The organism is Paenibacillus nitricinens (assembly GCF_052056485.1).
GTDB lineage: Bacteria > Bacillota > Bacilli > Paenibacillales > Paenibacillaceae > Paenibacillus_AQ > Paenibacillus_AQ nitricinens.
Window position 1 is genome coordinate 2,078,671 of the sequence record NZ_CP183948.1, and the last position, 21,623, is coordinate 2,100,293.

Annotated in this window: 21 protein-coding genes; 16 read left to right on the top strand and 5 right to left on the bottom strand. The window is 42.7% G+C overall.

The window, feature by feature from the left end:
• Window positions 1-13: 13 nt before the first annotated feature.
• Entirely contained in the window at window positions 14-970 is a 957-nt protein-coding gene (locus tag ACN6KS_RS09050) for an ROK family protein (protein ID WP_280788655.1), read from the bottom strand.
• 363 nt (window positions 971-1,333) lie between these two features.
• On the bottom strand, window positions 1,334-1,843 hold the full coding sequence (locus ACN6KS_RS09055; RefSeq protein ID WP_341134205.1) for a GNAT family N-acetyltransferase: 510 nt from the start codon (window positions 1,841-1,843) through the stop codon (window positions 1,334-1,336).
• 124 nt (window positions 1,844-1,967) lie between these two features.
• Between ACN6KS_RS09055 and ACN6KS_RS09060 the strand changes: the two genes are divergently transcribed.
• The 5 genes from ACN6KS_RS09060 to ACN6KS_RS09080 all read left to right on the top strand — a co-directional run bounded on the left by ACN6KS_RS09060 (window position 1,968) and on the right by ACN6KS_RS09080 (window position 8,791).
• A complete protein-coding gene (locus ACN6KS_RS09060; protein ID WP_341134206.1) occupies window positions 1,968-2,834 on the top strand; it encodes a LysR family transcriptional regulator in 867 nt (288 codons plus the stop codon).
• Between the two features lie 183 nt (window positions 2,835-3,017).
• Window positions 3,018-6,083 (top strand): ATP-binding protein, encoded by a 3,066-nt coding sequence (locus ACN6KS_RS09065; protein ID WP_440962382.1) that lies wholly within the window; start codon window positions 3,018-3,020, stop codon window positions 6,081-6,083.
• Entirely contained in the window at window positions 6,080-7,192 is a 1,113-nt protein-coding gene (locus ACN6KS_RS09070) for a response regulator (protein WP_094874452.1), read from the top strand. The genes ACN6KS_RS09065 and ACN6KS_RS09070 overlap by 4 nt, the downstream gene beginning before the upstream one ends.
• A 109-nt stretch (window positions 7,193-7,301) precedes the next feature.
• Window positions 7,302-7,793, top strand: coding sequence for an RNA polymerase sigma factor (locus ACN6KS_RS09075; protein WP_094874451.1), 492 nt, complete (start codon window positions 7,302-7,304; stop codon window positions 7,791-7,793).
• A complete protein-coding gene (locus ACN6KS_RS09080; protein ID WP_440961839.1) occupies window positions 7,790-8,791 on the top strand; it encodes an anti-sigma factor in 1,002 nt (333 codons plus the stop codon). The genes ACN6KS_RS09075 and ACN6KS_RS09080 overlap by 4 nt, the downstream gene beginning before the upstream one ends.
• Window positions 8,792-9,091: 300 nt before the next feature.
• On the opposite strand, the gene ACN6KS_RS09085 is transcribed toward ACN6KS_RS09080, so the two are convergent.
• Window positions 9,092-9,436 (bottom strand): winged helix-turn-helix transcriptional regulator, encoded by a 345-nt coding sequence (locus ACN6KS_RS09085; RefSeq protein WP_042186450.1) that lies wholly within the window; start codon window positions 9,434-9,436, stop codon window positions 9,092-9,094.
• Between the two features lie 174 nt (window positions 9,437-9,610).
• On the opposite strand from ACN6KS_RS09085, the gene ACN6KS_RS09090 reads away from it, so the two are divergent.
• The 6 genes from ACN6KS_RS09090 (at window position 9,611) to ACN6KS_RS09115 (ending at window position 15,408) form a co-directional block, all read left to right on the top strand.
• The gene (locus ACN6KS_RS09090) at window positions 9,611-10,543 is read left to right on the top strand and encodes an aldo/keto reductase family protein (RefSeq protein ID WP_094878735.1); all 933 of its coding nucleotides are present in this window, start codon (window positions 9,611-9,613) and stop codon (window positions 10,541-10,543) included.
• Between the two features lie 31 nt (window positions 10,544-10,574).
• Window positions 10,575-11,423: an NAD-dependent epimerase/dehydratase family protein gene (locus tag ACN6KS_RS09095; RefSeq protein WP_440961840.1), complete on the top strand. Its 849-nt coding sequence runs from the start codon at window positions 10,575-10,577 to the stop codon at window positions 11,421-11,423.
• 225 nt (window positions 11,424-11,648) lie between these two features.
• Entirely contained in the window at window positions 11,649-12,671 is a 1,023-nt protein-coding gene (locus ACN6KS_RS09100; protein ID WP_440961841.1) for an SDR family oxidoreductase, read from the top strand.
• A gap of 138 nt (window positions 12,672-12,809) precedes the next feature.
• Complete coding sequence (locus ACN6KS_RS09105) at window positions 12,810-13,469, top strand: class I SAM-dependent methyltransferase (RefSeq protein WP_094874130.1); 660 nt, start codon at window positions 12,810-12,812, stop codon at window positions 13,467-13,469.
• A gap of 137 nt (window positions 13,470-13,606) precedes the next feature.
• Entirely contained in the window at window positions 13,607-14,611 is a 1,005-nt protein-coding gene (locus ACN6KS_RS09110; RefSeq protein ID WP_440962383.1) for a CapA family protein, read from the top strand.
• A 539-nt stretch (window positions 14,612-15,150) separates the two neighbouring features.
• Window positions 15,151-15,408: an AbrB/MazE/SpoVT family DNA-binding domain-containing protein gene (locus ACN6KS_RS09115; RefSeq protein ID WP_042125931.1), complete on the top strand. Its 258-nt coding sequence runs from the start codon at window positions 15,151-15,153 to the stop codon at window positions 15,406-15,408.
• Between the two features lie 143 nt (window positions 15,409-15,551).
• On the opposite strand, the gene ACN6KS_RS09120 is transcribed toward ACN6KS_RS09115, so the two are convergent.
• Together ACN6KS_RS09120 and ACN6KS_RS09125 are read right to left on the bottom strand one after the other, a co-directional pair.
• Window positions 15,552-16,061 carry a PadR family transcriptional regulator gene (locus tag ACN6KS_RS09120; RefSeq protein WP_094874131.1) on the bottom strand — a complete coding sequence of 170 codons (510 nt, stop codon included), beginning with the start codon at window positions 16,059-16,061 and terminating at the stop codon, window positions 15,552-15,554.
• 96 nt (window positions 16,062-16,157) lie between these two features.
• Window positions 16,158-17,321, bottom strand: coding sequence for a YhgE/Pip domain-containing protein (locus ACN6KS_RS09125; RefSeq protein ID WP_341134209.1), 1,164 nt, complete (start codon window positions 17,319-17,321; stop codon window positions 16,158-16,160).
• 194 nt (window positions 17,322-17,515) lie between these two features.
• On the opposite strand from ACN6KS_RS09125, the gene ACN6KS_RS09130 reads away from it, so the two are divergent.
• The 5 genes from ACN6KS_RS09130 to ACN6KS_RS09150 all read left to right on the top strand — a co-directional run bounded on the left by ACN6KS_RS09130 (window position 17,516) and on the right by ACN6KS_RS09150 (window position 21,141).
• Window positions 17,516-18,241: an HAD family hydrolase gene (locus tag ACN6KS_RS09130; RefSeq protein WP_094874133.1), complete on the top strand. Its 726-nt coding sequence runs from the start codon at window positions 17,516-17,518 to the stop codon at window positions 18,239-18,241.
• Between the two features lie 135 nt (window positions 18,242-18,376).
• Window positions 18,377-18,598 carry a hypothetical protein gene (locus ACN6KS_RS09135; protein WP_094874153.1) on the top strand — a complete coding sequence of 74 codons (222 nt, stop codon included), beginning with the start codon at window positions 18,377-18,379 and terminating at the stop codon, window positions 18,596-18,598.
• Between the two features lie 163 nt (window positions 18,599-18,761).
• Entirely contained in the window at window positions 18,762-19,196 is a 435-nt protein-coding gene (locus ACN6KS_RS09140; RefSeq protein ID WP_094874134.1) for a hypothetical protein, read from the top strand.
• Between the two features lie 29 nt (window positions 19,197-19,225).
• Window positions 19,226-20,470, top strand: coding sequence for a sensor histidine kinase (locus tag ACN6KS_RS09145; RefSeq protein ID WP_440961842.1), 1,245 nt, complete (start codon window positions 19,226-19,228; stop codon window positions 20,468-20,470).
• The gene (locus tag ACN6KS_RS09150; RefSeq protein ID WP_280787043.1) at window positions 20,467-21,141 is read left to right on the top strand and encodes a response regulator transcription factor; all 675 of its coding nucleotides are present in this window, start codon (window positions 20,467-20,469) and stop codon (window positions 21,139-21,141) included. The genes ACN6KS_RS09145 and ACN6KS_RS09150 overlap by 4 nt, the downstream gene beginning before the upstream one ends.
• Window positions 21,142-21,623 lie beyond the last annotated feature (482 nt).

Consider the following 21,623-nt stretch of genomic DNA (forward strand, 5'->3'; position numbering starts at 1 on the left):
AGTTCTTGTTGGTTTACCGGCGCTTTTCAACCAGTTGCAGTGAATAGGTTAAGCTTTCCAGCGTGATCGCAATTAATCCGTTCATGTAATAATCATCAGGGTGATCCAGCACAATTAGATGAGGCATATGCTCTTCTGGAATGAACGCCAGACAACTTTGATAGATAAGTGGCACATCCTCTTGTTTAACTTGTTCGCCTGTGAGTGCTATCGTTTCAGGGTTAATAACTGCTGTCAATGAGGCGATGGTATGCGCTGCCAAGGGGATAAACGTTTCCGTCTGCCCCAAACGGATAAATTGCTCCTCACGTGACATTCCAAACGGTAAAAAGGAGACTTCACCCGCGAATCTAGTATTGCCTTTGTGGATATGCCCGTCGATCATCATCCCTGCACCTGGAAAGGCTCCTTTGATAAAGGTCAACACGACGATGGTTTTATCCTCTTCGTAATCCTGCTGCTTATAGAATCCGTAAACGGTTAGATTCATATCATTTTCGACTGTGACTTCAACCTCATATTTCTCTCTGAGGAGTGACTCTAAGGGAGCATGAATTAAAGTCTTGATATCACAAATATTAATGACACCACGGTGAGCCAGTCCCGGGATTCCAATGCCAACGGCTTTGATGTTGTTATAGGCTTGAATTAGTGTGCCTACTAAATGATCAACGGTTGTAGCGTCAATACTCTCAGCCTTGATATATCCATCATCTACACGCTCGCCAACGGAATTCGTTACGGCATAGGTTAAGGATTGTTGGCCATCTTCAATTTTGGCATAGATGCATGCGATGTAGGAGAAATCGACATTATAGATGAATCTTCGGGCCGGCCGACCTCCATTCGAAGCCTCCAGCTCCGTCTCAATGACTTCACCTGTCTCCATAAGCTCATTCAGAATATTTCCGCAAGTGGCAACACTTAACCCGGTGGCGGTAGCAATCGTTGATTTGGTTCCTTCTTTCATCGATTTCAAGGCTTGCTTGATGAGCTCCTGATTTATCTTTTTAACACGAATAGAATTGTTTGCGATTTGGTTTATTTTATTCACCTCTAGACTTTTGAAAATAGTTATTAAAAGTATTATCAATACTATAACTTGGTGTTTCACAAATGTCTATATTAGTTGAACTTAAGATTTATCTATTAAGGTAATTGCGTGACTGCGGTGAATCCTTGGACTTCCGGCCGCTGTTGTCCCCAGATTTCTTGATTATATACCGTGCTTCACGGTTGAAATCCGGTGACAAAGGCGGGCGCTATCGCTCCTACAGTTCCAAGCTTCCCCTCCGCTACTCTTCCATTTAGAATGTTTTTAAGTTCAAAATGTCTAGCCAATGATTTTATAATAAAAAATCGTCGCTTGTAATGCACCATTTGCTGATATTGCATAGCTCGGTATACGTCCAGCTTGTATGTAATCCATTGAAGTATAAAGGAGATTGGAAGGGTCGCCTTCTCTTGTATCAAGCACTAATAACGATCGTTCTTCCTGCTTAGCTCTTTCTTCAGCTTTTTCCATAAGAGAACGAGCAATACCATTACGGCGATAATTAGGGTGTGTCATTAGCTTTGCGATTTCGGCTCGATGCGTTCCGTTTGCTTTTGTACATAAATGTAGTTGTACACTTCCCACGATAATATCATTCATTCTTGCGACAAAAAGAATCACATCGGGCGCCAAAACATTGTGCCAATATAATGTAGCAGCTGATGGATCTAGCGGTGGTAAGAAACCAACGGAGGCTCCATCCTTCACCACCAGTGTCAGAAGCTTTGAAAGCTCATCTATTGATTCTTCAATCGTTAGTAATTGTTCGATGCTCACTTTGCTAACCATATAAATTCCTCCAGCACTTATAAGTTTAAAAATATAGCGAAATCATAACTGAATACATATAATTTGTATAACGAATTTTATAGATCATAATCATTAATATTTTGAATCGTAGAGGGTGTTATCTATGGACTTATCTCAATTAGAAGCTTTTTTGGCGGTATGCAGAATTCGAAATTTCACCAAGGCCTCAGAGCATCTACATATCTCCCAGTCCGCCGTTACCGCAAGAATAAAAGCTTTAGAAAACTCCGTGGGCAAGGTGCTCCTTACACGTGATAACCGGAATGTTAGCTTAACGCAGGCAGGGATATCTTTTGTTCCCTATGCTGAGCGGATGCTTCGTTTGTTTGAAGAGAGTAAGGTGACTCTATCCGAAGAACTGGAGAACTATATCATTTTGAGTGGACCCGGGTCCGTATGGCATTATTATTACCTGCAGCATATTCTTTCATTTAGACGTGATCATCCCAAGGTAGCTATCAAATTCCTAAGTTATATTGATTCTAGCTATATGATACGTGATCTTTTGCTGGACGGAATAGTCCAGGTTGCTATTAAATATGACCCGCCGGAACATCCTAAGGTGACCAGACATCTCCTGTTTGAAGATGAGATTATTCTGGTCTCCACACAATTAAGAGAAACGCCTGTAAGCAGGGAGGATTTTTTTCAGCGGGAGTATTGTCATTTAGAGTGGGGAGGTCCGTTTCCGGAATGGTTTACTAGTATCGTTGGAACGGGCTATGTGCCTATACTTCAAACTGATCACTCGATGATTATGCTGGACATGCTGCTACTAGGAGCAGGCTTTGGATTTCTACCACGATCTATAGCCCAACCTTATCTCGATCAGCTAAAGCTATTTCAACTTCAATGTGAGTTAGACACGCCGATTATCAAAGCTTACGCTCTTTATTTAACTGAGAATGCAGAAGATATTCGTGTACGGCTTGGGCTGGAGATGCTTGGGGTGGATAGGATAAAAGAGTAGATAGACGCCTACCTATGTGCCGATTATACTGAGTAACGTCAGCAAAGTATGAAGGGTCTGGAATTAGTTTACAGGCGGGAATTTGCGAGATTTTGGTGAGATCAGCAGGGTAGAATAGTAGAATTACTCGCAAAGAGAGGAGCCTGAAGGTTGAGGACGAAGAAATACCGTGGATTAGTCGGGATGGGGTTGTTTTTTATTCTTGCCTTTTCCCTATTAGTAAGTATAAATTCCCCAACGATTCAGGTCCTTGATACCCCGGTGGCAAAGCATGGCGTACTGGATTTATCAGGATGGGATTTTGAAAAGCAGGGACTAGTTGATCTGGACGGAGAATGGGAGTTTTATGAAAATGAATTACTGAGTCCATCTGAGATTCAGCCCAAAATAGATAAGCAATCTACCTATTTAACGGTCCCAGGCACATGGAAAGGTAAGATTATAGAAGGTGGGATGGACCGCAAAGGTGCGGGCACCTACAGACTCAAAGTGCTGGTCAAAGATTCGGATGAGATTCTTGGTTTGAAAATAAGAAGTATCCGTATGTCTCAAAAGTTATTTATCAATGGGAAGCAAGAGGGAGAGAGCGGGGTTCCATCAACGGACAGTGAGTTCTTTAAGCCAGGAAATACGCCGTATACGGTTTTTTTTCATTCCAATACCCCAGAGATAGAAATTGTATTACAAGTGTCTAACTTCAACTTTATTACGGGAGGGATCGTGAATTCAATCCCGCTGGGCGTCCATGCGGATATTACCAAAGTGAACAGTATTCAGATCGGCACAGATATTGGAATTATTTTGATACTGGGCATGTTTGGAGCATACCATCTCAGCTTCTTTTTCGTAGGGCGTAGAGAAAAAGCATATTTACTCAGCGGTTTATATTTGCTAATTCTCTCATTGAATAATTCACTATATGGCGAGAAAATATTTCAGCAGCTACTACCCAGGGTACCTTTTGAACAAGTTTACAAGATGTTGGAAATTAGCCAGTTTATCGGCGCAATTATCATTATTATGTTTTACTGCTCGGTTGAGTCACGGTTAATGTCAACTAAGAGGATGAGGCTCGTATTATCTCCATTTGTCCTTTATCTGGCTTCGGTTTTGGTGCTCCCGTATGGTGTACATATTCGTGCGAAATATTTGTTTGTAGCCTATCTTGGAATCGTTATGCTAGTGATCATCGTAAGAATGATCTATTTATATCTTCGCAGTCAGAGCGAAACGACGGATCGGAAAGAATTGTTTCTGTTCATTGGCGGGGCGATCTCGCTCCTGATTTTTTTCTTTGATGTAAGTCTTTATTCTGAAAATGTTCTACAGACTGATTTGGTGGGTAAATTCGGAGTGATTGGTTTTATTGTGTTCTTCAACATTATGTTAGCTGTACGATTCTCCAACACGTATGACAAGACGGAAACGCTGTCCCGCCAGTTGCTAATCTCGAACCAGCTTAAAGATGAATTTCTAATGAACACCTCTCATGAGATCAAGACTCCGCTGCATGGCATTATGAATATGACATCGTTTTTATTAGAAGACGGGGAAGATAATCTGTATCCTATACAGAAACAGAATCTTTGGTTAATTAAGGACACTTCTACTAAGCTGTCTATGCTCATTCAGGATTTGATTGATGTGAGTCTTTTGAAGCATGGTGAGTTAAGATTGCAGCAGACAGTGGTTGATCTAAGGGTGGCTTCACAGATTGTATTTGATGTACTTCAGTTCGAACTAGCAGGAAAGTCCGTTGTATTAGATAACCAAGTGGAACCTAATATTTGGGTTCTGGCAGATGATAGTCGATTAAGACAAGTCATGTACAATCTGGTTCACAATGCAATTAAGCATACGGATAAAGGAATCATTAAGATCACGGCCAGTGTAGCAGGGAATACAGTATCTGTCACAGTGGAGGATACGGGAACTGGAATAGCTTCAGATCTGCAAACAGCCATATTCGAATATTTTGAGCAAGTCGATAAACCGCTGCCACAAGATGGTTACACTGGAATGGGAATTGGCTTGTACATTAGCAGGAAACTGATCGAGCGGATGGGTGGTGAGATTTGGGTAGATTGGTCCGAGATCGGCCATGGCACTCGAATGATCTTCACCTTGCCCAAAATAGAGCGGATTCCAGGCTATCATGAAGTAGCTGCTACGGGCGTGGAGCAACATGCGCAATTTGAGCATACCTCGCTTGATATTATGGATCAGAGTGGTGGTTATACGATCTTAATCGTGGATGATGAAGCATCTAATATCCATATTCTACTGAACATTCTAAGACGGCATCGTTACAATGTAATTACGGCGTTTTCGGCGAATGAAGCGATGGACAAAATGAAGCAATACCCCAATGTGGATCTAGTGATATTGGATGTCATGATGCCGGGAATTTCAGGCATTGAGTTGTGCCGAACCTTGCGATTGCATTACTCTATTCTGAATTTACCTATTCTGTTTGCTACAGTTAAGGACGCGCCAACGGATATTGCATTAGGTTTCCGAGCAGGGGCGAATGATTATATCACGAAGCCCTTTGATGGAGAGACGCTGATTGCGAGAATCCATACGCTGATTGCGATGAAAACATCGATTCAGGAAGCTATACGAAATGAGTATGCTTTTCATCAGGCCCAAATTAAGCCTCATTTTCTGTATAACGCACTGAGCAGCGTGATCTCTTTCTGCTATACAGATGGCGAGAAAGCCGCCTATTTGTTATCTATGCTAAGCCAATACATTCGTTATATTCTCGATATGGATCGTTCCACTTTAGTGGTTCCTTTGCACCGGGAGTTAGAGCTGATTCAAGCCTACGTGGAGATTGAAAAAGCTCGTTTTGGAGAGCGGTTCAATTTTATTTTCCGTATGGATGAGGGTCTGCGTTCTGTTGAAATCCCATCCTTATGTATTCAGCCATTTGTCGAAAATGCGATCAGACATGGACTGTTTGAAAAAGAGGGTCAGGGCAGAGTTTCGCTCACCGTTCAAGCTGGAGGGAACTACATGAAAGTTATCATCGAAGATGATGGTGTGGGAATACCAGATGATCTGTTATATCAATTAACCGGAAACGAGCAGTTGGATGGCAGTATCGGTATCCATAACATTCGAAAGCGCATAGGCGCTATACCCGGAGCCACTTTAACGATTCATTCTGACCTTGGGTATGGGACCAAAGTGACGATGTATTTACCAGTAAGCCTTGGGGGCATGGGGGGAGACACACGATGATTCGTGTAGTGATTGTTGAAGATGAGAAACCGATTTTGAATTTGATGAAGGTACTGATCAGCCGCAATTCAGATTATCTCATTAGTGGGACCTTTTCAAATCCATTGGAGGCACTGGAGTGCATACCTGAGCTTCAGCCAGACGTCGTGTTTATAGATGTCGAAATGCCAAAAATGAACGGCATTGAGCTGGCGAGCAGAATTCAGAAGCTGATGCATCCACCGGAAATTGTATTTACAACCGCCTATAAAAATTATGCACTCGAAGCGTTCGAGGTAAGTGCGCTAGATTATATTCTCAAGCCGATAACACCCGAAGCGATCAGCAGGGTTACTGAACGACTTGTTAAACGGATGAGACCTGCGGTGAGACTAGATTCCAAGAAAATGGGTCCGATGATCCGCTGTTTCGGTGGGTTTGAAGTCTGCGATTCAGAAGGCAAGCCTATTCATTTTCGCACACGCAGAGCGGAGGAATTATTCGCGTATTTCTTATGTAATGCAGGTCGTTATATCAGCAAATGGAAAGTGATAGATTTATTATGGCCTGATATGCAGGATGAGAGAGGGGCATCCAATTTGTATAATACGATATACCTCTTGAAAAAAATGCTGAAAGAAAAAGGCTTCGGCATGGAAATCCGCAAAATGAATGATGGATATATGCTGGAGACGGGAAATGAAAGTTATGATGCACTTGATTATCAAAGATTTCATTTAGAAATGGTTGATGGGAAGCAAAACACTGCGCAAATGGAGCGTCTTTGTTTCTTATATCAGGGGCCCTTGCTGGATGGAAAGCCCTATCTGTGGAAGATTTCACTGGAGGAAGTTTATGCTAAGTATTATACAAACTGGACGCGTATCCTAATTGACAATGATTGTGCCTCACAGGACTGGCCTAAAGCAGAGCAACGGTTAGAAAAGTTCTTAAGCTTATATCCTTTGCATGAAGAGATGAACCAGCAAATGATTGTTATTTATGCCAAACTTGGAAATAAAGAAAAGATCACAAGACTCTATGAGAGATTCGAGACGGCTTATCGTTCGGAGCTGGGAATGGTTCCTTCAGCGGAGTTTAAAACGCATGTAGCTGCATATCTGGCCTAATTTTATATGAAAAGAGTTCAGCAGAGGGAGAAATCTCTCTGTTTTTTATTTCTAAGAGTAGCTAACTTTTCGAGAACTTTACCGTTATACATACGAAGGGAGGTGCAGGATGAAGCCCGGGCAGCTACATCAGATACTTCAACCGAAAATGTTAGAAATCCAAAAATACTTGATTCGTCTCGGGGCACCTGCAGCAGACGCGGAAGATATCGTACAGGAAACGGTGTATAAGGCTCTTTTGTATATCGATTCCATTGATGAGAACAAATTCAGTGCGTGGCTATATAAAGTGGCGATCAATCGCTACTATGATCTGTGCCGCCGCGGCAAGCGGATAGTCATTCCGATTGATGATGTGGATGTGCCAGTTATGGAACTGCCGGAGGATTATGTGCTGTTAAAAGAGAAACGAGAAGACATCGAACGTGTATTGGATGAGCTTCTACCTCTCCATAAACAACTCATTATTATGAAATATGAGCTGGAGCTGTCCTATCAGGAGATAGCAGAGCTCCTCGGGATCACGACGGATACGGTCAAATCGGCATTGTTTCGTGCCCGCAAGCAATTCCAAAAAAAGTACAGAGGTGAAGTGGAATGACGGCTCCATGGGAACAACAGGATGATCAGAACCTTTCAAAAGTAATTAAGAAAGCAAAACGAAAAACAATGATCCGTAATACTATCATTTCTCTGGTCGTGACCGTTATAGTATTGTTCGGAGGCATGCTGGGCAACGCTCATTTAACAAGCTGGTTAGCGATGCGTGGTCTGGATGAGGAGAAGATCATGATGGAGATTAGTAGTCCTAACCTTCATGAGTTGAGAACGGAGCTGGATCTAGGATTTTTAGCGGGCAAAGTTGAGATCAGCTCTTACAAGGTTATTGAGGGGGTACCTGTCGTATGGGATACCCGAAAATTAGATTTTAGTATGAGCAGCCGCTTTTCTCTGCTTAATAGGGGATATTCTAGTATAAATGTGCCTGACCCCGTAATGACAAGCCAAAATTATGAATACTACCGAGGATATAACAGTCAAAATGGACAGCGGGAAATGTTATTCTACGTGCCGGGAGTGAATTATAACGGAAAAGTGTTGAATGACCTCCCTGCGCTTGAACAAATGGATCCAGGTAAGCTGGTAGAGATGGCAGTTTCTTTTGATAAAAGCTATACACAGGCCGAGGTTGAAACAATGCTGCCGGCTGAGCTGACACAGACATGGTATTGGGTAGATACGTATGACAATAAGAAGAAACTTGAGTTTATCACAAATGAAAGTAGTCCAACCAAGTATGTATTGCCAGAATCAGCGAGACAAGTATACGGTTACGGTGTCAAATGGGAGGGGTTATTTAACCCGAAACCAGAGGATTTTCTGCAATCACTAGCCTATGGACTTCAGAAGAAGGGCAAGTATTATGGAGAATTTGAGCGAATCACGAATTATTTGAAAAAGGATAAAGCGGCACCGGAGGCCAGCGACGTACTGTTATATGGAGTCGTCGTTACAGGAACTGCGAAGGAGCTGCTAAGCCTCAAAGGAAAGCCCTATGTTAATACGGCAGTTCTCGGCGCGATTGTGGATAAATATTAGATCCGTATAGTAACGCTAAAACAACTGGGTACCGTACAAGCGTAACTGAATCTCTGAAATAATTAGGGAATTTCCCCTGAAATTCTGAGATCAATAATTAAGGAATTCCTCCCTGTCATTTGGCTGATTTGGTGGAAAACAAAGAAATCTCCTCAATTATACTCTAGCGCACAGCGCACATACACTATCCGGTTAAAGTAAAGACTGCATTGTGCCTGTTTCTAAAAAAGAAGCTACCCATAAGTAGGTACTCTACTTCTTGGATAGCTTCTTTTTAATTTAGTTCACGGCTCACCAAAGCTACGTCCATTTGGCAGACCAAAGTTTCATTTCCTTCAAAATTTGATGCAAGTCCTCACCTTTTGGAGTTAGCGAATATTCCACGGTAACCGGTACGGTAGGAAACACGTGACGTTCTAGTACCCCGTGTTCCTCTAAATGGCGCAGCGTACTAGTTAACGCGCGAGGGCTGACATTAGTGATTTTTCGCTGAAGCGCTCCAAAGCGTTGGGTACCGTCGAATAACTCTCTTAGTACGAGAAAAGCCCATTTTCCGCCCAATACCTCAAGTGTTTTTTCTACATTACATTCAATAGTAAGTGGGGTTTTAGGGATATAATTATTGCTAGATTTAGCTGTTGTCAAGGAATCTCCTCCTGTTTTGGTGCCACTATACTCTTGTATAGTAACTACTCTAGAGATCATATAGTAAACTAAATTTCACTTCTTCCTATTATATACAAACTATTCTAGAATGAATATGTTCGCTAGGCAACCTGCTGAAATCATAACACGGAACTATGGAGAGGAGCAGTTATTATGAAATATCGTAGATTAGGTGGAACGGGCCTTAAAGTTAGCGAGATTAGTTTGGGAAGCTGGCTGACATATGGAGGTTACGTAGAAAGAGATAATGCTGTTAAAGCCATTGAAACCGCTTACGATTTAGGCGTGAATTTTTTTGATACGGCCAATGTTTACGAAAAGGGTGCTGCTGAAAAAGTGCTAGGCGAGACCTTGCGGAATTATCCGCGAGAATCCTATGTGCTCGCAACGAAAGTATTTGGCGAAATGGGGACAGGGCCTAACGATCGTGGATTATCCCGCAAGCATATTACGGAACAGTGTCATGCAAGCTTGCAGCGTCTCGGCGTAGAATACGTGGATATTATGTATTGCCACCGTTTTGATACAGAAACTCCAATTGAAGAGACTTTGCGTGCGCTGGATGATCTGGTTCGTCAAGGTAAGGTGTATTATGTCGGGGTTAGTGAGTGGACTGCGGCGCAAATGACGGATGCTTTAGCTGTAGCCGATCGTTATTTGCTGGATCATATCGTGGTTAACCAACCGATTTATAATATGTTCGAACGTTATATTGAAAAAGAAATCATTCCGCTCGGCGAGCGCCGTGGCATTGGACAGGTTGTATTTTCTCCACTGGCTCAAGGGCTGCTAACTGGAAAATATAACGCAGAAATCCCTGAAGACAGTCGTGCGGCTAAGCTGGATCGGTTGAAGAAGGCGTTTACGGAAGAGAAGATTGAAAAGGTTCGTCAATTAAGCGGGGTCGCTGCAGAGCTGAATATTTCTGTGGGAAATCTGGCTTTGGCTTGGATTTTGCGTCAGCCTAATGTAGCTAGTGCGCTGGTGGGTGCCAGTCGTCCGGAGCAGGTTGAAGAGAATGTTAAGGCTTCGGGGATAGAGCTTACCGAGGATACTTTGAAAAAAATTGAAGAGATTCTTAAATAGAGACAGCTTTATAAAAAAAGGAGATATGATCATGGCGAAAGTAGTGGTTACTGGCGGAAGCGGGATGCTGGGCAGATGGGTAGTACGGCATTTTGTAGAACAAGGGTATGAGGTTGTGAATGTAGATACGCAGAAATCACCGGATTCTTTGTGCCAAACTTTGATTGCTGATTTGAATAATCTGGGTGAAGTGTATGGCGTATTAGCAGGCGCTGATGCAGTCGTACATTTGGCTGCGATCCCAGCCGCAAATATAAAGACGAGTGAAGTCACTTTTCAAAACAATGTAGTATCCACCTACAACATTCTGGAGGCTGCTGCCGGACTAGGCATTCGCAAAGCCGTTATTGCTTCCAGTGAATCCTCTTATGGCATCTGTTTTGCGGTTAACCCTCTAGGACCACAGTATGTACCTATGGATGAGGATCACCCACAATTGCCTGAAGACAGCTACGGTCTGTCCAAGGTTGTGAATGAGCAGACCGCAGAGATGTTCCAGCGCAGAACGGGCATACAGGTCGTTTCCCTAAGAATCGGAAATGTCATTGATCCATCCGCGTATGAACGTTTCCCTTCCTTCATTCATGATCCAGCGCAGCGCGATCGGATATTGTGGAGTTATATTGATACACGGGATGTAGCGACAGCTTGTCAATTGGCGATCGAAACGGACGGACTCGGTGCGGTGGCACTTAACATATGTGCAGATGAGACCAGCATGGCTATACCTAGCAGAGAGCTAATGGCCGCACGTTATCCAGAAGTGACGGACTACCGTCAGCCGCTGGAAGGCCATGAGTCGTTACTCAGTAATGCGAAGGCTAAGAAGCTGCTGAGTTGGCAGCCAAAGCACTTATGGCGAGATTATGTTAACAATTAAATAATGAGCCAGGTTTACTTTTACTATAAATGAGAGTTCGAAAAGTATGGTTTTCAGCACCGAGAAGATTGGATGAAGGTAGAAACTGAGGAGCGGAGCGTAGTGTTAGCTACGTGAGCAGCGGAAGTTTTGCCTGAATTCAATATTCGATGTCGAGTACGCTTCTTGTGATCCTTCGTGATCAAAAGCGGACTTTTTGAACATCCTCTATAAGGAGCGTTTGAAATGAAGGTATTATTTATCGGAGGTACGGGACTGATTAGTCAGGCTGTTTCCCCGCTTGCCGTAGAGCAAGGGATCGAGCTGTATTTGTTCAACAGAGGACAAAGAGGCGAATTCGTTCCGGATGGGGCGAAGGTGATTCAAGGAGACATTCGTAACCCGGCGGAGGCTGCCGAAATATTACGAAATTACGAATTCGACGTAGTGGTGGACTGGATTGCTTTTACACCGGAACATGTGCAGACAGATATTGACCTGTTCAGAGGGAAGACGAAGCAATATATATTTATCAGCTCAGCCTCGGCGTACCAGAAACCGCAGCGTAATTATGTAATCACAGAAGAGACACCCCTGGAGAACCCTTATTGGGAATACTCGAGGAATAAAATAGCCTGCGAGCAGCTATTGATGGAAGCACACAAGAGCAGCGGGTTCCCGGCTACAATTGTTCGTCCTTCCCATACTTACGGAAACACTGCCATCCCTGCGGCACTCACGAGTGGACAGCATCCGTGGTCCTTGATAGATCGTATCCGTCGCGGCTTGCCTATAGTGATTCATGGAGATGGAACATCTTTGTGGACACTGACGCATAACTCAGATTTTGCAAAAGGGTTCGTCGGATTGCTAGGGCATCCGGATGCGATTGGGGAGGCCATTCATATTACATCTGACGAGGTATTGAACTGGAATCGGATCTATGCGGCTATCGGGCGAGCGGCAGGGGTGGAGCCGAAAGTGGTTCATATCTCTACAGACTTTATCACAGCCTTCACTCCTTCAGGGACGGCGGATGGCTTGATCGGCGATCAAGCGGTCAGCAGTGTTTTTGACAATCGTAAAATCAAACGTCTCGTGCCTGATTTCCAGGCGACCGTCCCTTTCACTGAAGGGATAAAGCAGTCGGTTGTTTGGTTTGAGTCACATCCTGAACAATGCACGGTGGATGCAGAATGGTCTGAGCTATTGGATACGCTGATCGAGAAACATGGAGTTGAAGCGAAGCCGCTTTCATACTTCTCATAAGTGTAGGTCCTTAAAAAGGCGGTTTGTTTCCTTCGGGAGCAGCCGTCTTTTTCTTGTCTATGTAAGGTTATGGAATGAATCAGAAAATCATGAATATACTCTCACTACCTTAAATTCCGTTAAAAAGGAGTCCTGGCCATGCCAACACATCCCTTTGTCTCGCGTTTTTTTGTAAACTCAGATGCAAGTCGTGAGAAGTTAATTTATGATTTGCCAGAATCCTGGTGGAGCCGTCCCTTTGAATATGAGTGGTGTATTAACTTCATTTCTCCACATGGTGTGGTGCTGGACGCTGCTTGTGGAATTCCTCATCCCTTGAAATTTTATTTAGCTGGGGTATGTGCAGAGGTTTATGCTTGCGATATGGACAGCAGGGTTATTTACCGGGAGGACATCCTAGAAGCAATTACAGATGAGATCGGGGAAAAAGCGGCGAAACAGGTTATAGCTAGAAGAACTAACAACTTGCATCTTGCTCAGGCCAATCTTGCGGCTCTTCCATATGAGGACGAGAGCTTTGACACTATTTTTTGCATATCAGTGCTGGAGCATTTGACCTTAGAGGATACGGTGGGCACTTTACGGGAGTTTCACCGAACGTTGAATGAAGAAGGGTTGCTCGTGCTAACGTTTGATTACCCAACGGTAAACTTAAATCTTATGAATGATTTGCTGCTGCAGGCTGGTTTTCAATATTGGGGGGAGACGGATTTTGAGTTGCCTGCAGATGCTGTGTCCACAGATTTGTGGGGGGGGTTACAGTGCTTCCGGGCTGTTTTGAAAAAATCAAAGGGATAACAGGTCTTCTTACCCTTAAATTAGTAATCTATTTCCAGTAAGCTAGAATAAGCTAATATAGATAATGCTGATGATAGGAGGCTGTATTTTTGAGATTAGGGTCGAATATGCTGCGAAGAATGATACTCACAACCCTTATGTTATCACTGATCCTCCCTTCGACGATTGCATCTAGTGCAGCCTCGCCATCTTCAGAACCTATCAGACTTGCTTTTGCTGGTGATATTCTCTTGGATGGTTTTGTGGGTGATCAGATCGCGAAATACGGAGTGAACTTTCCGTTTGTGAAAGTCGCACCTACCTTGCAAAAGGCAGATATTTCCTTCGCGAATCTAGAAACGCCAGTGTCTATTCGAGGGAAGGCTGCAGAGAAGACCTTTGCCTTTAGGTCCAAACCAACAGTGCTTAGTGGCTTAACCTATGCTGGGATTGACGGCGTATCTTTGGCTAATAATCACATATTAGATTTCGGAACAGACGCTATGCTCGACACACTGGTGCATCTGGATCGAAACAAAATTGGCCATACAGGAGCAGGCAAAGATGTAGAGGAAGCGTTCAAACCGTATACACGGACGGTAAAGGGGAAGAAGATCGCTATCTTAGGGGTAAGTCGAGTGCTTTCAGGCCCTTCTTGGTATGCCGGCAACAATAAACCGGGAGCTGCCTCAGCGTACACCTCGCAGCCTATGCTTACGGCTATTCAGAAGATGTCTAAGGAGAATGATTACACGGTTGTGTACATTCACTGGAATGAAGAGTTTAAGGATTACCCTGAAAAATATGCCCGTACGCTAGCCAAACAGATGATTGATAGTGGTGCTGATATCATACTCGGCGCACACAGCCATTGCCTGATGGGCATTGAATACTACAAAAATAAACCGATCTATTATTCACTTGGAAACTTTGTGTTTAATCGTTCAACACGTGGTGGAGAAAAGACGCTTCACTCGATGCTAGTGAATTTTGAGATTAATGATGCCCAGGTGACGAGTAAGATTACACCAGTCAAGATTATTGGGGGACAGCCCAACTTTATGGATGATTCTTACAATAGGAAGACGATCAAGCTAATGAATAACCTTTCTTATAATGCAATTGTTGATGCGAATGGCAGGGTTACGGAGAAGCCACTATAACGATAGAATAGATCGACCAGAGATCACTGGTCGGTTTTTTTGTAATTAAATTCAATTAATTATACTAAATTTATCCAATATTTGATCTTTCTATTAATAATATGTAATACTTATATTAAACCAGTACATAGTTGAAAGCTAGATTGTCGAAAAAAGTTGATGCATAAAGCATAAATAGTCTGTATTAAACCTACTAAACATATCTATGCTCTTATTTACGTCGGAGTGTTTCCAGACTTGATGTATTGGGTAAATGAGGGTATCAATAGGGATACTCTGCAAGCTAATTTGTAATCGCAATGTTGGATATTTATTAATTTCAAGACGAATAATTTGGTTCGCTTTACAGCATTTTGTCGAAAACGTACATCATTTTGTCGAATAATTGTCGATAAATATCATATTTTGTAGAAATAAAATTGACAGGGAATGAATAGCACTTTAATATTAGAGTATAGCGTAATCATTACTATCACATAGAAGCCTACATAGCTTTTAGCAAAAATGATTATTAATGTGAATTCAAGGGAGGATGTACGATGATGAAAGCGACAGGCATAGTAAGAAAAGTAGATGAATTGGGACGTATCGTAATTCCTATTGAACTACGTAGAACGATGGGAATTGACATAAAAGACCCGCTCGAGATTTTTGTAGATGGAGAGAAAATTATTCTTAGAAAATATGAGCCAACTTGTATCTTCTCCGGAAGCGCAGAGAACCTCATCAATTTCAAAGGTAAAATGGTAAGCAAAGATGTTCTCGATGAGCTAATTTCTAGCTTTGACAGAGTGTAGTCGATAGATTACACATTTTTGTTAAAAAAAGAACCGGTACAGCAAGCACAGAATTGTGCATGCTGCCGGTTCTTTTTTTAATATCACATTAAAAAAGCAGCAGATCCCCTTAAAAAATAGGAAACCCACTGCCCAAACGATATTTATTCAGGCTCCAGCACACTTTGAACTTTTTTGATAAAGGCTTCATATTGCACAAGGCCCAATTCCATACACAGCTTTTGGTAAGGGGACAGTTTGCAATCTAGTTGCTTTAATTTCTGATCAAGATCATCGTACATTGCCTGCTTTTCTATCAATGCTTGCCGAAGTAGATTATCTATGTTCTCTTTATCGGTCTTATCTCCGAAATACAGATGCATAAAAAAATCTGAACGCAGCACTTCCTTTTCGGCCGGTCTCTGCAAGTAAGCATGGAACTGATTCAAGCCGGCAGGGGTAATAGTAAATATATTTTTGTCAGGTTTGCCTTCCTGGCGTACGGATTCTTTGGTGATTAGCTCTAGCTTTTCCATCTTACTTAGGGTTGGGTAGATAGTGCCGTAGCTAGCATCAAAGAAAAAAGAGAAGTATTCCTCGAAATGCCGTTTTATCTCATAACCCGATTGAGGTTTTTCACATAATAATCCTAGAATCACATCTTGTATGTTCATGAATCGTTACCGCTCCTTTCGTTCACCTCCTACCATATCACAACTGCATATCGCTCTCAATTTGAATTGGCATAATCGAAGTGACAAACTACATCATTACGCATTTGTTGGTACAGGCTCTTGCTCTCTCGATAACTGAGTTTCCTTACGAATGAAGGTTAGGATAATGCTTAATCCAGCTATTGCTGCGCCAATGCAGAGTAGGTAGAACATATCTTTCCATATACCATTACCTCCGATAACCAGGTCGAGCATACCATTTACCGCGTAGTAAGCAGGTGAGAAGGGACCGATCCAGCTATAAAACGGAGACAATACGTCACGAGGAATCGTTGCGCCGGAAGCCAACATTTGGATGGAGAGCAGCGCAATATTTAACCAGGCGCCAGCGTCCCCAAGAAGCAGCAGACTGAACTGGGCAAGGATCATACAGGAGAGAATAACGGTGAATTCAAACAGCCACATGAGTAGAAAACCGCGGCTAGAGTGAATCCCTAGTGAGTTAACCATCATAGTTCCCACTAGTGATGTGATTATGGCTGTTCCACCCATGATTACGAATCGTGCTGCCAAACGATCCCATTTACCGAATTGGCCAGACAGGTTGGAGGACGATTTTTGGAGATTCATAGCGAGCAACATAGCTCCGGTAAAGGAGGCAGTAACAATCATTAACGGAACCATAGTTTGTGCAAAGTTAGTTGTGGGATTGATGATTTGAACGTTTGCGGAGATTCGGCTGCTTGCCGCACTTTTGATGACCTCTGCTTGTGCCTTCGGCAGTTTCATAGCTTCAAGGGTTTGGTTTAGTGTTGCATCACTGCTTTGAGTGTTCATGGCAGCCGTGACTTTAAGGGCTACAGTCTGCATAACATTGCTAACCATTTGCGGATTGGATTCATTTACGAGGTAACGGAGTTCAGCCTTTGTGGAAGGATTGCTGATCTGTCCGGTAAACCCTTGCGGAATATTAATAATCATACGAATTTTCCGATTTTCCAGCTCTTTCCGGGCTTCCTTCAGCGTGAAGTCCTGTTTAGTTACGAACTGCAGCGAGCCTGCAATCCCTTCGGCAATGGGCTGGGCATTGGCACCATCCTCATTCACTATAGCAATGGGCAACCGATCTACTCGATCGGTTACATGGTCATAGCCTGTAATCCAGATCAAACTGAAAAAGACTTGGAACAACAGTGCAGTTATGATCCCGATGATAGTAGCAGGCTGCTTGAGAAAGCGCATGATTAATTGAAGTGACATGGATATCTCTCCTTTATATTTCAATGTGTTATATTACAGATTGAAATATATCATAATGAAATATAAACTGCAACAAGAAATGTGGAGAGCATGGACATTCTGAAGTGATATCATATATCATAGGGCTTGTACTGGAGAATTCGTGCAGATGAATGTGCTTACCTGAAGCAAAAGAGAATGGGGAGGAACAACAGATGAGTAATGAGGTACAAGGAACAGAACTGAACGCGGTTCACTCGGAGTTGAACAAGCCGGAAGCGATTGTTTTTGATATGGATGGAACATTGTTCCAGACTGAAAGTCTTTTATTACCTGCATATCATAAAATGTTCGATATTTTGCGGGAAGAGGGACTATATGCAGGACCTACACCACCGGAGGAGCGTATTCTAAGCAGCTTAGGGATGCTATTGGCAGATATTTGGAAGAAGGTTATGCCTGATGCCGATGAGGCGGTACACCGCCGTGCAGATGAGCTGCTGTTGCAGCTAGAGGTCGAAGGACTTGAAGCAGGTGGGACGTTATTGTATCCTGAAGTGGTCGAAACACTGACTGCCCTAAAAGAGCGTGGAGTACGATTGTTTGTGGCTAGTAATGGGCTGGAGGAATACATTCACAGTATAGTTGTGGTGCATGAGCTTAAAGAGTTATTTGAAGGATTGTATAGTGCGGGTGGTCAAGGCACTGCGACGAAGACAGAATTGCTGCGCATTTTGCTGGACAATCATGGAATCAAGAGTGCCTGGATGGTAGGCGATCGCTCGTCCGATGTGGAGGCAGGTAAGGGAAATGCTCAAACCGTCATCGGCTGTGCATATGCAGGGTTTGGACGTCAGGATGAGCTGAAGGGCTCCGATGTAATTATCACCTCCTTCAATGAGTTGATAGACTTGTACGACAACGCATCGGTTAGCGAATAGGAGTATCGCGATTTAGATTTGGAAAACAAAAAAAGGCAAACCTCGTAAGTGGAGGTTTGCCTTTTTTTGATGTTTCTAAATTTTGCTATCAATTATTTGTATAATAAAGATGACACTCCAAAGGAGGCGACAGGGTTGAAGAATAGAAACATAAAGCTGCGGATTATTTGGGTAATTCCTAATGTTTTTATGTATGTTCTTTTTATAGTCTGTGGTGTATTTGTATTCTCTAATGTATTTGGGCTACGGGATATAAATCGGCTGGGCATTTGGCTGATCATGTTGGCACTTTTATTGTTTGCGTCTTTGTTTGGCTCTTACCGAATATGGTCTTGGATTAAACAAGGTAAAATGTAGATTAGGCCGCCCATGAATGGGCGGTTTTTTTGCATTCGCATCGTTTAATACCTTCCGGTTGAGTTCAGAATCCATCTGTGGATGGACTTCAACATGCCGGAGTTCAATTAAGCTTAAAGTATTATTTTCAACAAATATAGAAAAACGAAAGAGGGTGACCAACATGCTCAACTATGTAATTGTTGTAATTGTTGTGATGTTATTGGCATTACGAGAGAAAGAGGTGAAAGCCTCCCGCTTATGGATATTGCCTGCTGTACTTGCATACTCCCTTCTGTCTGGTATTGGCAAGTCTGTAATTACTCCAGTTGGAATCCTGCTGTGTATCGTGTGCTTGATCGTTGGATTAGCTGCGGGTGCTTGGAGAGGAAAGCTAATGAAGGTGCGTATTCATCCTGTTACAGGTAGAATAACTTCTAAAGGCTCTTTGGCCAGCATCGTTATTTTTATTGTGATTATGCTCATTCGTCAACTGGCAGGCGCGTGGGGGGCACATTATTCTGTGCTCTCCTTAAGTACGGCGATGCTTTTTATTCCGCTGGGTAACATCTGTGCAAGCCGCTATTTTCTCTATTTAAAGGTGCAACGTTTGCAGTAATAAACCCAAAAATATTTAATTGAAATGGGATGGATATCATTAAACAGACCTTTGCAGCGGTTTGGCTGTCTATTTCGGTTCAGGTTAGAAACGTTATTTTAAGCTTGCTATTGTGCTTTAGTCTTGTTGGTCTTCTGAAGGAGGCGGCTTGGACAGAGTTAGTCATAGGAATATTAATCCGGCTTCCTTACCTTATTTTGATTTGGGTTCCAGAGTGGCTTCGGGGTAATCGTGTGCGTATAGCTGCTGTGGTGATAATCTGGATAGTCACGGTTTCCTATGCTATTTTTTTTAATGTAGCCAATGGAGCTGCTGAATTCATCTTCTATCTTATAGGATACCTTGTGTTAAGCTTACCGATTTACACATCTCTTTTGCTAACTACAGTCATAATTAGTATGGATGCATTCATTTTTGGAATTTGTCAAATGGCACCTAATCAGATCCTGATCTTTTCCATTGCCCATGCAGGAACCTATATTTTATTTTGGGGGAGCAGAGTAAAACGTGAAACTAATGAAGCTGCTAAACGCCATTATGAGGAATTGCGGGAGGTTCATGCGCAGCTAAAACAAACGCATGAAGAACTGCAAGATACACATCGGGAGTTGGAGGAGGCGACTGTACGTTTACTACATTATGCAGTGCTTGAAGAGCGAAGTCGGATTTCTATGGATCTTCATGACAGCATCGGCAATGGGTTAACATCCGCGATTGTACAGCTTCAAGCTTTACCCTTTATGATGAAAAAAGACGCCGCAGAAGCGGATAAAGCAATGATTACTATTCTGAACGTAGTTAAACATAGCTTGCAAGAAGTACGTACGGTTGCACACCGGATGGGCAGCGATGAAGTTGGGCTTGGTTTAGTTGCTTTATCCAGTTTGGTTAATCAGGTACGGGAAATGGCAGGGTTTACAATTAAGTTCTTCACTCCTGAACCTACGAGTCTTTGGACTCCAGAGACTTCTGAATTACTATATCGTACGCTTCAAGAAGCGCTGACGAATGTTATTCGCCATGCCCAGGCTTCAGAGGTTGAAATATGTATCTCGGAGATTGAAGGCAAACTAGCGATGTCTGTGGAGGATAATGGCATATACAGCGAAGAGCATGCCGTTGTTCCTGGCTTTGGTCTATCCAGTATGAAGGCTCGTTGCGAAAGAGCTGGAGGTTCTTTAAGTGTTGAAGCTGTGAAGCCACAGGGGATGAAATTGACACTTAACATTCCACTGCATGATACGAAAGATAGAACAAGAGGTGAGAAGTTATGACCACCCCAAGTATCCGGGTGCTTTTGGCTGATGATCAGCATCTGGTAAGACATGGCTTGCGGTTTATTATTAATGCTCAAGAGGATATGGAGGTAGTAGGTGAAGCATCTGGTGGCCATGAGGCCGTCCTATTGGCAGTTCAAGTTGAACCCCATGTATTGCTGATGGATGTACAAATGCATGAGGGAGATGGGATTGATGCGACCCGTAGAATTGTTGAAACTCTGCCGTATTGCAAAGTGGTTTTCCTAACTACTTTTGACCAAGAAGACTACGTATACCGAGGAATCCGCGCAGGGGCAGTAGGATACTTACTTAAGGATGCTGCACCTGACGAATTGGTTGATGCTGTGCGTGCCGCATACCGTGGGGAGGCTATTTATCGTACAACTGTAGCTGCCAAAGTGATTGGTCAAGCTGTGCGGTCAGCCCCTGAGGATGAAGCGTTGGATTCAGCTTCATATGAACCATTGCTTGATCCATTTACAGAAAGGGAATTGCAAGTTCTACAGCAGATGGCTTATGGATTGCGCAACGAGCAGATTGCCCGTAAACTCTATATTGGTGAGAGTACGGTTAAGACTCATGTGCATCGAATTCTCCAGAAAATTCAAGTCGATGACCGCACACAAGCGGTCGTATTTGCAATCAGGAATCGGTATGTAAAATAAGATAATATGCAGATAACTAAGCGGCGACTTGCTTTCAGCTTTCAAATAAAAACCAGGTCGCCGATTTTGTAGTTCTTCGTATACATAAACAAAGGAGATAATCCGATAATTAGTTAAATGGGAATATTTACAATTCATATGATGAGAAACTGGGAAGTAAGTCTAAGGAGCATAAAAATGATAATGAGTTTTCTTTTTATTGCTTTAAGTGCTGGAATTGGAATAGGAATGTGGTTTTTAGTTATAGGCATAGTCTTATCTATTGGTGGTGGAGACATATTTACAGCACCTCAATATGATTCCTTATTTTTTTATAGTGCTGTTCTTTTATTGTGCATTGTGAGTTATCTATGGTTCATAAAACATCTATTAGATAAAAATTTGCAACTTCTGCTCTTTATCTGTATGGGCACCACGATGCTCTTTTTTTTCCTTCCCTATTTTTTGAACTAATCAAAATATTAAGAAATAAACAAACGACC